Annotated in this window: 16 protein-coding genes; 9 read left to right on the top strand and 7 right to left on the bottom strand. The window is 62.5% G+C overall.

The genetic code is table 11. The features are described from left to right. Position 1: 1 nt before the first annotated feature. The 3 genes from BGK68_RS08740 to BGK68_RS08750 all read right to left on the bottom strand — a co-directional run bounded on the left by BGK68_RS08740 (position 2) and on the right by BGK68_RS08750 (position 1,911). Complete coding sequence (locus tag BGK68_RS08740) at positions 2 to 385, bottom strand: hypothetical protein (protein WP_075259745.1); 384 nt, start codon at positions 383 to 385, stop codon at positions 2 to 4. A 32-nt stretch (positions 386 to 417) separates the two neighbouring features. Further along, positions 418 to 930 carry a ferritin-like domain-containing protein gene (locus tag BGK68_RS08745; RefSeq protein WP_075256775.1) on the bottom strand — a complete coding sequence of 171 codons (513 nt, stop codon included), beginning with the start codon at positions 928 to 930 and terminating at the stop codon, positions 418 to 420. Positions 931 to 1,008: 78 nt separating this feature from the next. Next, positions 1,009 to 1,911, bottom strand: a complete 903-nt coding sequence (locus tag BGK68_RS08750; protein ID WP_075256776.1) for a manganese catalase family protein — start codon at positions 1,909 to 1,911, stop codon at positions 1,009 to 1,011. A 427-nt stretch (positions 1,912 to 2,338) separates the two neighbouring features. Between BGK68_RS08750 and BGK68_RS08755 the strand changes: the two genes are divergently transcribed. Together BGK68_RS08755 and BGK68_RS08760 are read left to right on the top strand one after the other, a co-directional pair. Further along, positions 2,339 to 3,172: a ZIP family metal transporter gene (locus tag BGK68_RS08755; protein WP_233149268.1), complete on the top strand. Its 834-nt coding sequence runs from the start codon at positions 2,339 to 2,341 to the stop codon at positions 3,170 to 3,172. 38 nt (positions 3,173 to 3,210) lie between these two features. After that, positions 3,211 to 3,762: a hypothetical protein gene (locus BGK68_RS08760; RefSeq protein ID WP_075256778.1), complete on the top strand. Its 552-nt coding sequence runs from the start codon at positions 3,211 to 3,213 to the stop codon at positions 3,760 to 3,762. A gap of 213 nt (positions 3,763 to 3,975) precedes the next feature. On the opposite strand, the gene BGK68_RS08765 is transcribed toward BGK68_RS08760, so the two are convergent. Together BGK68_RS08765 and BGK68_RS08770 are read right to left on the bottom strand one after the other, a co-directional pair. Beyond that, positions 3,976 to 4,188 (bottom strand): KGG domain-containing protein, encoded by a 213-nt coding sequence (locus tag BGK68_RS08765; protein WP_075256779.1) that lies wholly within the window; start codon positions 4,186 to 4,188, stop codon positions 3,976 to 3,978. Positions 4,189 to 4,348: 160 nt separating this feature from the next. Next, the gene (locus BGK68_RS08770; RefSeq protein ID WP_075256780.1) at positions 4,349 to 4,597 is read right to left on the bottom strand and encodes a hypothetical protein; all 249 of its coding nucleotides are present in this window, start codon (positions 4,595 to 4,597) and stop codon (positions 4,349 to 4,351) included. Between the two features lie 253 nt (positions 4,598 to 4,850). On the opposite strand from BGK68_RS08770, the gene BGK68_RS08775 reads away from it, so the two are divergent. After that, positions 4,851 to 5,081, top strand: coding sequence for a hypothetical protein (locus BGK68_RS08775; RefSeq protein WP_041310084.1), 231 nt, complete (start codon positions 4,851 to 4,853; stop codon positions 5,079 to 5,081). A gap of 53 nt (positions 5,082 to 5,134) precedes the next feature. Here the strand turns inward: BGK68_RS08775 and BGK68_RS08780 are convergent, their stop codons facing one another. Beyond that, positions 5,135 to 5,368, bottom strand: coding sequence for a hypothetical protein (locus BGK68_RS08780; protein WP_075256781.1), 234 nt, complete (start codon positions 5,366 to 5,368; stop codon positions 5,135 to 5,137). Positions 5,369 to 5,735: 367 nt separating this feature from the next. Between BGK68_RS08780 and BGK68_RS08785 the strand changes: the two genes are divergently transcribed. From BGK68_RS08785 to BGK68_RS08805, 5 genes are all read left to right on the top strand, one after another. After that, a complete protein-coding gene (locus tag BGK68_RS08785; protein ID WP_075256782.1) occupies positions 5,736 to 5,933 on the top strand; it encodes a hypothetical protein in 198 nt (65 codons plus the stop codon). 97 nt (positions 5,934 to 6,030) lie between these two features. Beyond that, positions 6,031 to 6,219 (top strand): hypothetical protein, encoded by a 189-nt coding sequence (locus tag BGK68_RS08790; protein WP_075256783.1) that lies wholly within the window; start codon positions 6,031 to 6,033, stop codon positions 6,217 to 6,219. A gap of 50 nt (positions 6,220 to 6,269) precedes the next feature. After that, complete coding sequence (locus BGK68_RS08795) at positions 6,270 to 7,430, top strand: zinc-dependent alcohol dehydrogenase (RefSeq protein ID WP_075256784.1); 1,161 nt, start codon at positions 6,270 to 6,272, stop codon at positions 7,428 to 7,430. A 203-nt stretch (positions 7,431 to 7,633) separates the two neighbouring features. Beyond that, positions 7,634 to 8,617: a DUF1852 domain-containing protein gene (locus tag BGK68_RS08800; protein ID WP_075256785.1), complete on the top strand. Its 984-nt coding sequence runs from the start codon at positions 7,634 to 7,636 to the stop codon at positions 8,615 to 8,617. Positions 8,618 to 8,643: 26 nt separating this feature from the next. Continuing rightward, entirely contained in the window at positions 8,644 to 9,672 is a 1,029-nt protein-coding gene (locus tag BGK68_RS08805) for a methionine synthase (protein ID WP_075256786.1), read from the top strand. Between the two features lie 178 nt (positions 9,673 to 9,850). On the opposite strand, the gene BGK68_RS08810 is transcribed toward BGK68_RS08805, so the two are convergent. Then, positions 9,851 to 10,297 carry a winged helix-turn-helix transcriptional regulator gene (locus tag BGK68_RS08810; RefSeq protein ID WP_075256787.1) on the bottom strand — a complete coding sequence of 149 codons (447 nt, stop codon included), beginning with the start codon at positions 10,295 to 10,297 and terminating at the stop codon, positions 9,851 to 9,853. Between the two features lie 95 nt (positions 10,298 to 10,392). Between BGK68_RS08810 and BGK68_RS28250 the strand changes: the two genes are divergently transcribed. After that, positions 10,393 to 10,954, top strand: a 562-nt coding sequence (locus tag BGK68_RS28250) for an MFS transporter (RefSeq protein WP_233149269.1), incomplete at its 3' end; no start/stop codon positions are given.

Below are 10,954 nucleotides of genomic sequence, written 5' to 3' on the forward strand. Positions count from 1 at the left end.
TTCAGCGTGGCCGGCGGCGCGCGGCGTCGAAGTCCATGCCGTTGGCGCGATAGATTTCCTGCAACGCATTGTGGATGTGGGGATCGTTGGTGGTGACCAGCAGCAGGGCTTCGCAGGACCAGAACACCTCTTGCCGGCCCGCTCCCACATTGGGATCGTCGCGGCTGCCGGCCATGTCCATCCAGCTGCTGTCCTGATGCACGTCGGTTTCCTTGTACTCCAGGATGAAGTTGCCGCTGGACGGACCCGCTTCGTCATCCATCACCCGCAATTCCAGCCGGTCCGCCGGAAAGCCGCGCTCGCGCAGGGCGGCATAGGCCTTCTCGGCCAGCGCCAGCGACGCAAAGGGAAAGGCCGCCACGGTGGCGGCTGCCGCGTTGTGCATGCCGTGCTCCCGATCAGCATCACCCAGCGCGTTCATACCTTGGCCTTCTGCCCGGGCGTGGCCGAACGGACCAGGAAGTCGCGCGTGACCGTGGGCAGGTGGTTGAGCATCCAGCTGCTCATGGCCTTTTCCTGTTCCAGGATCTGCGTACACACCTGTTCGGTCTCGGTGTCGCCGGCTTCGCGGGCGGCGGCGATGAGCGAGGTGTAGCAGGCAATCTCCAGGTTTTCGAAGACGTAGCCAGCGATGGCGCCCTTGACCACTTCATCGTGCTGGGTCATGCCGCCGGCGGCCTGGGCAAAGGCAGTCATGCGGCCAGCCAGGTCCTTCATCATCGAGGCGCTGCCGTTGAGACGCTTGATGCAGCCTTCCACCAGTTCTTGCTGGCCCAGGGTTTCCTGCAGGTGGGATTCCAGCCGCGCCTTGAGTTCCGGATAGTGATCGATACGGCTGGCCTGGGCCTTGAGCATCTGCTCGGCTTGCTGCTCCATGGCGTGGGCGTCCTTGAGCCAGGCCAGCAGGTTTTCATTGACATCGGTGGTCATGGCAATCTCCTTGGGTGGGTGGGACGGCGCAGCAGCACCTGGCCGCTGCGCCTTCGGGGGAGCTCGGGCTCAGGGCAGTCAGGGCTTCTTGGCCTTGAGGTTCATCTCCGGATCGGAAGAGCCCAGCTCGGCGCCGGTCAGCGGTTCACCGTCCTGGGCCGACGCAGTACGAGCGGCCATCTGGTCCAGCGCGGCCTGCTCGTCGGCGCTCAGTTCCACGCTGGCCTGGCCATCACCGCCATCGACGGGAGTCAGCGCATCGGCGCCGTCCAGCCGTTCCCATTGCTTGCCGTCGTTCCACGGCCCGGTCTGCTCGCCCAGCCCTTGCGAGAGGTTGACGTAGACGCGCGAGAAACGCGGATCGCCCGGCATCTTCCCGGGAGGGAAATTGGGACGGATGGCATAGAGCGCTTTTTCGAAGGACTTCTGGTGCGCGATCTCGCGCGTCATCAGGAAGCCCAGCGCCTCCTTCACGCCAGGGTCATCGGTCAGATTGATCAGGCGCTCATAGACGATCTTGGCGCGTGCTTCGGCGGCGATGTTGGAGCGCAGGTCGGCAGTGGGTTCGCCGATGGTGTCGATATAGGCGGCGCTCCATGGGACGCCCGCCGAATTGACCAGCGGCGCACCCGCGCCGTAGAGCAGCTGGGTGACGTGGCTGTCATTGCCGGCGGCGGTGATGTCCTTGTAGAGCAGGCCTTCTTCTTCCACGCCTTCGGCGAGCTTGCCCTTGGCGCCCTTGTTGAGCATGACCACGATATTGCCGATCACTTCGAGGTGGCTCAGTTCTTCGGTGGCGATGTCGAAGAGCATGTCCTTGCGACCGGGATCATCCTCGGCCAGGGCCTGGGTGAAGTAGCGGCAGGCCGCCGCCAGCTCGCCCTGCGGGCCGCCGAATTGTTCCAGCATCAGGTTGGCCAGGCCGGGGTTGGGCGCAGCCACACGCACGGTGTATTGCAAGCGTTTGTTGTGGGCAAACATGTCCGTCTCCTTGTAGGGGTTGGGGATGAGAGTGCGTCGAGTTGGGGAGTGGCCGGACCATGCGCAGTGGATTGGAAGAATCGCCGCGCAGTATCCAGCTCAGTGACGATGCTAGGTGGCAGGTGCTCATCCATACCATCGGGCGCTGCGGAAAACTTCCGGTGGCGAGCAGCGCATCGGCATGTCGGACATCCTTAGCGCGGCTGTGTGCGTCAGAGGGCGATGAGCGGGTGATTCAGTGTTAGTCCGATGGGATAGCACGGTGGCCTTGGCTAGACTGCTCCGATCATGCAGCGGTACGTCAGCACTACCTCTTTGCCCCGGGAGAACCATGTTCGAGGATGTCAAGCCATCAGCCCCCAGCTCTGCGACAATCGCTGCCATCGCTTGTCCGGCGGGCGCTGCTGGCCTGGCAGCGGAGCACCGCATGCCGATCCGTTGGCCCATGGTGGCGTTGGCGCTGACGCTGGTTTGTGCGGCCATGGGCTGGTGGAGCGTACGCGATACGCGCATCTGGCACGCCTACTGTGGCGGCATGGCCGCCGCTGCCGCCACTGCGGCAGGCACCTTGCCGCTGTTTTTCTCGCGCCGTTTTTCCGCACGCATGGCCGATTGCTGCACCGGTTTTGGCGCTGGCGTCATGCTGGCGGCGTCGGTGTTCTCGCTCATCCTTCCGGCCTTGCAAAGTGTGCGCACTGCCGGCATGGGGCAGGGCCAGGCCAGCCTGGTCATCGGCGCCAGCGTAGTGGTCGGCGCCTTGCTGGTATTGCTGTTGCAGCGTGCCGGCCAAGGGCATGACGACGCCGCGCGGCAGGCCGCACTGCGGCGGGTCTGGCTGTTCGTGCTGACGGTGGGATTGCACAATCTGCCCGAAGGCCTGGCCGTGGGCGTGGCCTATGGCGGCGTGCCGGCCGAGCAGGCCTCGGTGCTGACCTTCGGGATCGCCTTGCAGGATATTCCCGAAGGCATGATCGTGGCTACGGCCCTGCGCGGGATCGGCTACTCGCGGGCCGACGCCATCGGCTGCGGCATCCTCTCCGGTCTCGTCGAGCCGCTGGCGGCCGTGGCGGGCGCGGCCGTCGTGGCCTTGTCGTCGGCGCTGTTGCCCTGGGCGCTGGGCGGCGCCGCCGGCGCCATGCTGTTCGTGCTGGCCCACGAAGTCATTCCCGATCCGCATCGCCGCCACGATGCACTGGCAGCGACCTGCTGCCTTATCGCCGGCTTCGTGCTGATGATGGTGCTAGATACGGCGCTGTCCTGACACCCTGCCGCGTACCCCATCAATGAGGACCATCCATCATGCAAGACCAGGACCGGGACGCTCCCTTCGATCCACCGCAACCGCCGTTGACCTATGCCGAACTCTGGCATGGCGCAGACGTGCTCATCCGCAAGGCGGGTGAAGATGAAAGCAGCTCGCGCTGGGTGTTCCTGTCGGCCTTGCTGATGCTGTCGCTGTGCCTGGAAGCCTATCTCAACCATGCCGGCCCGCTGCTCTTCGGCAGCACCTGGAGCGAGGGGCCGCAAGCGCTGGTGCACAAGAACGCGCGCGCCAGGCTGGCGCTGATCTGTACTGCCTGCGGCGTGGAGTGGAGCGCGCGCCGCAAGTACTGGACGGTGGCCTCGACACTGCTCGATCTGCGCGCCAGCCTGGTGCTGGCGCGCCAGACCCGCCTGAATGCAGCGGCCGATACGCGCACCCAGGAACAGTCCGGTGTGGTCGATCCGTCGTGGAGCCCGTATTGCAACCGCGCGGTGGTGCTCGACTATCGGGCCGAGTTGCGCACGCTGCTGGCGAGCATCCATGGGAAGCTGCCTGTGCACGGACGAGGCACGCTGTTCGCCATGTAGAAACCTCCCTCAGGAACGTACGGACGGTCTATGGCGGGCAGGGGGCGGAAGGGGAAAGGTGAAAGTTCCGAGCCAGGGCGCTGCGCTTGTCTCTGTGGGCTGGCGGCGAGAAACACCAGCGAGTGGGAAGAGGAAAAAGGAAGAGGAAAAAGGAAGAGGAAAAAGGAAGAGGACCCCGCAGGGTCCTCTGCCAGAGGCATGCAGCTAACGGAATCAGCCGTTGTTGTTGCCGCCCTGGTTGCCGCCGCCGTGGCTGTTCTGGCCGCCCTTGCGGCCGGCCTCACGCGCCTCTTCCGAAGTGAACTCGTGGGCGGTGCCCTTTTCGTGGGCGGCCTTGCCGCCCTGGCTGGCGATTTCACGCTGCTTGTTTTCATCCATCGAAGCGAAGCCGCGGTTGCTGGTCGAGCCTTGGTTCTGGTTTGCCATGATGTATCTCCTAATGTCTTGAGGGTGGAAAAATCCGCAGGGCCGTCACTGCCCTACGAGTCCTCATCTTAGGGATACCCTTGCGCCAACAATATCGGTGCAGCGCTCGACTGAGGGGTGGCAAGTACTGTCAGTCTTGCCAGAACCACTGAAGAAGAGCCTATGCGCGACCGTCATTGCAGGCATTGCGGGTGAAGGGCGCCTCCGACAGGACGATCTCCATCTGCAGGCACATCCACTTCATTTCGGCCAGACGCATGCGGAACGCGTGGATGGCGTTGCGGCGGTCGTTCAGGTCGACTACGCGTGAGTTCTCGATGCCGCCCACGGTCTCCAGCGCATCATGGGCTTGCCGGCTTGCCGAACGCAGGGCGTCGAGACTGTTGAGAAAATGCTGTTCTCTATTCATCGTGTTCTCCTTGTGACGAACTTTCATCATCGTCGTCGGAGCTCGGCGATACAAGCGCTACAGGGGATAAAAGCGGCAGCAGATGAGGCGCAGTGCGCGTCGCGCCCATGGGCCGGGAATGGATGAGCGCTGGACTGGAACCAGTGCCGGGATGGATGAGTTAACTGCGGTGGGGAGGGCCGCTGCGGAACAAACGACAGGCAACGCACTCCATTGCCTGTTCGATGTTGAGCCTACTGTACTGGGAAGAACAATGAAGAAGAAACAAGCACTGATCGAGGGCGTGAACCGGCTCAAGGCCTCTCACGAACAGGCTGCAGGCATCTTGCAGGTGATCGTCCATGACGTGGTCAGACTCAGCAAGGGTAGCGAAGGGCTGCCTGACCGCAAGCATTTCAAGCGCTACCGGCGCGCCATCAAGGAACTCAAGCTGCAGTGCCTGCAAGTGGAAATGGTGCTGGCCGAATTCGACCGTGAAGAATGAAGCGGCCAGCCGCCTGCACCGGGCGGGCGGCTGTGCCTGATGCCTTCGGGCAATTACAGTTGCGGACTGTTCTCGCGCAGGTCCAGGTCGGAGTAGTTCTCTCCCTCGGGCTTGTTCTTCGATCCGTACTCGCGGCTGTCGCCCGGCGCATAGCGCTCACCACCGCCGCGCAGGTCGCGTTCATTGGTGCCGCTGTGCGCATTGTGTTCGCCCGCCGGTTGCGGTTGCAGGTCCTGCGGTCCCGAGGTGTGTTCGCCGTGGGTGTGCTTGTTGATGGCGTCGCTCATGCTGTCCTCCTTGGCTAGGAATGATGTTGATGGAAACGCGTGATGCGCGATTCAGTCATGATCCTAGCGCCCTCGATCGGTCCGGTATGTCGGCCAGCCTGCACACCACACCGCGCCGTCCTCTGACGTCCATGCCGGAATCGATGCTCCGCTGCGCGCTCATCAAAGCGGGCTGACGTGTCCGTCAGCGCTGGCCGACATCGCATGGCGGGCCTCGCTGATGGCTGCACTGTTCCAAGCTCCCTACTCTTGATACCGAAGGCGCACGGCAGCGGCCAGCGCAGGCTGACCGCGCCGGGCCTTCGGGTCACTGACAGAGCAGGACGACCCTTCGACTCTTCTATTCAACCGAGCAAGGAGATAGCACATGTCTAGCGAACATACCCGCGGCGGTAGCCACGAACAGCACGTCAAGGCAGGACAGCAGAGCCACAAGAATTCCCCCGGCTCCGAATCCTCTTCCGGCAGCGGCAGCAAGTCGGCCAGCGCTGGCGGCTCTTCCCAGGGCGGCTCGCATGAGCAGCACGTGAAGGCTGGCCAGCAAAGCCACAAGAACAGCAAGTGATGCCATCCCAGCGCCACTTGACGCCTAGCGAACGGCCGCCGCGCGCGGCCGTTTGTATTGGCATCCTTTTTCCCTCACGCACCCAGGAGCTCCTGTCATGGCCATCGAATCCAAACTCCCCACCCGGGCCAACCCCAGTCCGGCGCAATCCTCGTCGGACGCCACCGCCCGCCAGGCGCGCAGCGACCACGTCGAGAACCGCGAGACCAGCACCGACAACGCCAACAAGGAAATCGCCAAGCCCGAGTTCGACGTAGTGCAGGACCAAGCCCGTTCGCCGCAGTAAAGCAGGCGCCCCCCCCAACAAGATCAACCCGTTGCCGAGAAGGAGACGCCATGCGCGCCTTGCTCTACCATTCCGCCCACGATGTCCGGGGCGAGACGGTACCCGACCCGATCATCCAGGAAGCCGACGACGTCATCCTCAAGGTCACCGCCACCGCCATCTGCGGCTCCGACCTGCACCTGTACCGGGGCAAGATCCCGGCTACCCGGGCCGGCGACATCCTCGGCCACGAATTCATGGGCGTGGTGGTGGAAACGGGACCGGCCGTCAAGCGCCTCAAGAAAGGCGACCGCGTCGTGGTGCCTTTCGTGATCGCCTGCGGGCAGTGTTTCTTCTGCGACCAGCACCTCTACGCCGCCTGCGAAACCACCAACCCCGACCGCGGCGCGTTGATGAATGCCAAGGGCATCCGTTCCGGCGCGGCCATGTTCGGCTACAGCCACTTGTATGGCGGCATGCCCGGCGGACAGGCCGAATACGTGCGCGTGCCCAAGGCCGACGTCGGACCGATTTGCATCGACTCGCCGCTGGCTGACGAGCAGGTGCTGTTCTTGAGCGATATCCTCCCTACCGGCTATCAGGCCGTGAAGAACGCCGGTGTACGTGAAGGCTCCACCATCGCCATCTACGGTGCCGGCCCGGTCGGCCAGATGGCGGCGGCCTCGGCGCGCATGCTGGGTGCAGAAAAGATCTTCATGGTCGATCACCATGCCTATCGGCTGCGCTTTGCCCAGGAGCAGTACGACGTCATCCCCGTCAATTTCGACCAGGTCGATCCAGCCGAGTACATCATCGCCAATACTGCCGGGCGGGGTGTGGATGGGGTGATCGATGCGGTCGGTTTCGAGGCCAAGGGCAGCGTGCTGGAGAGCGCCATGACCACGCTGAAGCTGGAAGGCAGCAGCGGCCAGGCGCTACGCCATTGCATCGCCTCCGTGCGGCGCGGTGGCGTCATCAGCGTGCCGGGCCTGTATGCCGGCTTCATCCATGGTTTCCTGTTCGGCGACATCTTCGAGAAGGGCGTCACCGTCAAGACCGGCCAGACCCACGTCCAGCACTACATGCCGGAGTTGCTGGCCAGCATCGAGGAAGGCCGGCTGCGTCCGGAAGCCATCATCACCCACCGCCTGCCGCTGGAAGACGCCGCGCGCGGTTACCAGATCTTCAACGACAAGCTGGAAGAGTGCCGCAAGGTGGTGTTGACTGCCTGATTCCGGTCGGCCCGAGGAACACCTGGCGCTGGACGAAATAGATGTATGAGCAAATATAATGGATCGATGAGATCAAATCATTTTTATTCATGATTGCATCCGCATAGAATTCACTCCACACATTGACCACATCGAGTCAGCCGTTGCCGGTGCTGCCTGGCAGCGCGCAGACTTGAGTTCAGCAATCACGGGGCCGGATCATCATGGATAAAGATTTGTCATTTGCCATCAAGCGCATCTGTTTCGACGAGGACTATCGTCCCGCCGACAACACCCGCATCACCACCAACTTCGCCAATCTGGCCCGCGGGGCGCAGCGCCAGGAAAACCTGCGCAACACCTTCCGCATGATCAACAACCGCTTCAACGCGCTGGCGCACTGGGACAACCCCAAGGGCGACCGCTATGCCGTGGAACTGGACATCATTTCCGTCGAGATGGGCTTTGCGGGCGAAGACCACGCCCAGGCGCTGCCGCTCATCGAGGTGTTGAAGACCAATATCGTCGATCACCGGACCGGCGAGCGTATCGACGGCATCGTCGGCAACAACTTTTCTTCCTACGTGCGCGATTACGACTTCAGCGTCGTGCTGCTGGAGCACACCAAGGGCCAGCCCAGTTTCAGCGTGCCGGAGCATTTCGGCGAGCTGCATGGCAAGCTCTTCAAGCGCTTCGTGCAGTCGCAGGCCTACCAGGCGCACTTCAGCAAGCCGCCCGTGATCTGCCTGAGCGTGGCCAGCAGCCGGACCTATGAGCGCACCGAAAACCAGCATCCGGTGCTCGGAGTGGAATACCTGCAGGATGAATATTCGCTGACCGACGCCTACTTCGGCAAGATGGGCCTGAAGGTGCGCTACTTCATGCCGCCTGACAGCGCGGCCCCGCTGGCGTTCTACTTCAGCGGTGATCTGCTGGGCGATTACACCAACCTGGAACTGATCAGCACCATCAGCACCATGGAGACCTTCCAGAAGATCTATCGCCCCGAGATCTACAACGCCAATTCCGCCGCCGGCAAGACCTACCAGCCCAGCCTGAAGCATCAGGACTATTCGCTCACGCGCATCGTCTATGACCGCGAAGAGCGCAGCCGCCTGGCGGTCGAGCAGGGCCGGTTTGCCGAGGAACACTTCATCAAGCCCTACCAGGCCATGCTCGAACAGTGGTCGGCCAGTTACGCTCATTGATCTCTCCACCTACAAGGTCTTCCACCGTGAAAAAACGATTGCCCACCTCCACCGCCGGCAGCCTGCCGAAACCCGCCTGGCTGGCCGAGCCCGAAAAACTCTGGTCACCCTGGAAGCTGCAAGGTGCAGAACTCGAGGACGCCAAGCGCGACGCCCTGCGCCTGTCGCTGCAAGAGCAGCAGCATGCCGGCATCGACATCGTCAGCGACGGCGAACAGACGCGCCAGCATTTCGTGACCACCTTCATCGAACACCTCGACGGCGTCGATTTCGCCAAGCGCGAGACCGTGCGCATCCGCAATCGCTACGACGCCAGCGTGCCGACCGTGGTCGGCGCCGTGTCGCGCCCGAAGCCGGTGTTCGTGGACGATGCGCGATTCCTGCGCAGCCAGACCGACCAGCCGATCAAGTGGGCGCTGCCTGGCCCCATGACGATGATCGATACCCTCTACGACAGCCACTACAAGAGCCGTGAAAAACTGGCCTGGGAATTCGCCACCCTCCTCAACCAGGAAGCCCGCGAGCTCGAAGCGGCGGGGGTGGACATCATCCAGTTCGATGAACCGGCCTTCAATGTCTTCTTCGATGAAGTCAATGACTGGGGCGTGGCCACCCTGGAGCGCGCCATCGAAGGGCTCAAGTGCGAGACCGCGGTGCACATCTGCTATGGTTACGGCATCAAGGCCAATACCGACTGGAAGAAGACGCTGGGGTCCGAGTGGCGGCAGTACGAGGAGACCTTCCCGAAGTTGCAGGCCTCCAGCATCGATATCGTTTCGCTGGAATGCCACAACGCGCGCGTGCCGATGGATCTCATTGAGCTCATTCGCGGCAAGAAGGTGATGGTCGGCGCCATCGATGTGGCCAATCATGCAGTGGAGAGCGCCGAGGAAGTGGCGGCGACCTTACGCCGCGCCTTGCAGTTTGTGGAGGCGGACAAGCTCTATCCATGCACCAACTGCGGAATGGCGCCGCTGCCGCGCGAGGTGGCGCGGGGGAAGCTCAATGCGCTCAGTGCGGGGGCGGAGATTGTGCGCAGGGAGTTGGAGGCTTGATTGCCCGCTGTATTTGCGGTTCAGCATGCCTGGACGGCCCTCGCCCGGTTCCTGGGGGGGGCTGGCATGCCGGTCTGCCGTTATAACAAAGCCAGTGGTAGACCAAGGAAGATCTTGAACTGGCAAACGTCGGAATAGTGGTTTTGCCAATCTGTAGCAGTTAACGTTGCCACGCCACTCATTTCACCTTTCTGACAAGTGTCCGTACGGGTTCCAGGTATGTTCCATCCCGGGAAAGGGGCGCCATGTAGGCCACCGGCTTTCCGGTCTCCATATCGATGAGCACCGAGTGTTTCTCACCGCGCTTGAACAAATGCGCCTCGCCCCATTGCCTCAGCGCCACGACCAGTGGAAACAGCCTGAGGCCGGCTTCGGTCAGTACATATTCCTGATACGAAGTCCCGTCCGATGCCGCCTGCGTTTCCAGAATGTTGGCGTCCACGAGCTTTCGCAAGCGATCTGCCAGGATATTCTTCGATACCGACAAGTTACGCTGAAAGTCACCGAACCTGCGTATCCCATCAAAGGCATCCCGCACGATCAGCAGCGCCCATCGGTCTCCCACCACGTCCACGCTACGTGCGACAGGGCAATGTTCTTCGTGGTGATTCGCATGACTTGGCATGGCTCTTCCTGGCTGATATGGATGGCAAAGTGGTTGCATTTTAAAACCATGTGACATAGCATTCAACTGGTTTTAAATCAGAACCAGTTGATGGCATGGCGACTTCTTCCCCTCCCTTATCCCAAGGCTTGCTTCTCCTGTTTGCGATTGCAAGCGGCTTGAGCGTGGCCAACGTCTATTACGCGCAGCCTTTGCTGGATGCGCTGTCTGACGACTTCAAGATCAACCAGGCGGCAGTTGGCGGTGTCGTTACCGCCACCCAGGTGGGCTGTGCACTTGCCTTGCTCCTTCTGGTTCCACTGGGCGACAAGGTCCCGCGCAAGAAGCTGATGGGCATTCAATTGCTTGCCCTGGTGTGTGCGCTTGTGACAGTGGGCTTGGCGCGCTCTTCCTATGTGCTTTTGGCGGGTATGCTGGCGGTCGGCCTGTTGGGTACGGCCATGACGCAAGGGCTCATCGCCTATGCGGCAAGCGCCGCAGGAGAAGAGGAACGTGGACGTGTAGTGGGTGGGGCGCAAAGCGGCGTGTTCATCGGTTTGCTGCTGTCGCGCGTATTCTCGGGCGCGGTCAGCGATGTCACGGGGTGGCGGGGCGTCTACCTCTGTGCGGCGATCATGATGCTGTGCCTGGCGTGGCCGTTGTGGAAGGGGCGGCCCG

Source organism: Herbaspirillum camelliae (genome assembly GCF_001929405.1).
In the GTDB taxonomy this organism is placed as follows: Bacteria; Pseudomonadota; Gammaproteobacteria; order Burkholderiales; family Burkholderiaceae_D; genus Herbaspirillum; species Herbaspirillum seropedicae.

Excerpts from the sequence above, each read along its gene's own strand:
- BGK68_RS08785 (WP_075256782.1), top strand. The coding sequence starts at position 5,736 with ATGTCTAGCGAACATACCCGCGGCGGTAGCCACGAACAGCACGTCAAG.
- BGK68_RS08770 (WP_075256780.1), bottom strand. The coding sequence starts at position 4,597 with ATGAATAGAGAACAGCATTTTCTCAACAGTCTCGACGCCCTGCGTTCG.
- BGK68_RS08755 (WP_233149268.1), top strand. The coding sequence starts at position 2,339 with ATGCCGATCCGTTGGCCCATGGTGGCGTTGGCGCTGACGCTGGTTTGT.
- BGK68_RS08775 (WP_041310084.1), top strand. The coding sequence starts at position 4,851 with ATGAAGAAGAAACAAGCACTGATCGAGGGCGTGAACCGGCTCAAGGCC.
- BGK68_RS08750 (WP_075256776.1), bottom strand. The coding sequence starts at position 1,911 with ATGTTTGCCCACAACAAACGCTTGCAATACACCGTGCGTGTGGCTGCG.
- BGK68_RS08800 (WP_075256785.1), top strand. The coding sequence starts at position 7,634 with ATGGATAAAGATTTGTCATTTGCCATCAAGCGCATCTGTTTCGACGAG.
- BGK68_RS08790 (WP_075256783.1), top strand. The coding sequence starts at position 6,031 with ATGGCCATCGAATCCAAACTCCCCACCCGGGCCAACCCCAGTCCGGCG.
- BGK68_RS08795 (WP_075256784.1), top strand. The coding sequence starts at position 6,270 with ATGCGCGCCTTGCTCTACCATTCCGCCCACGATGTCCGGGGCGAGACG.
- BGK68_RS08760 (WP_075256778.1), top strand. The coding sequence starts at position 3,211 with ATGCAAGACCAGGACCGGGACGCTCCCTTCGATCCACCGCAACCGCCG.
- BGK68_RS08780 (WP_075256781.1), bottom strand. The coding sequence starts at position 5,368 with ATGAGCGACGCCATCAACAAGCACACCCACGGCGAACACACCTCGGGA.
- BGK68_RS08740 (WP_075259745.1), bottom strand. The coding sequence starts at position 385 with ATGCACAACGCGGCAGCCGCCACCGTGGCGGCCTTTCCCTTTGCGTCG.
- BGK68_RS08745 (WP_075256775.1), bottom strand. The coding sequence starts at position 930 with ATGACCACCGATGTCAATGAAAACCTGCTGGCCTGGCTCAAGGACGCC.
- BGK68_RS08765 (WP_075256779.1), bottom strand. The coding sequence starts at position 4,188 with ATGGCAAACCAGAACCAAGGCTCGACCAGCAACCGCGGCTTCGCTTCG.
- BGK68_RS08810 (WP_075256787.1), bottom strand. The coding sequence starts at position 10,297 with ATGCCAAGTCATGCGAATCACCACGAAGAACATTGCCCTGTCGCACGT.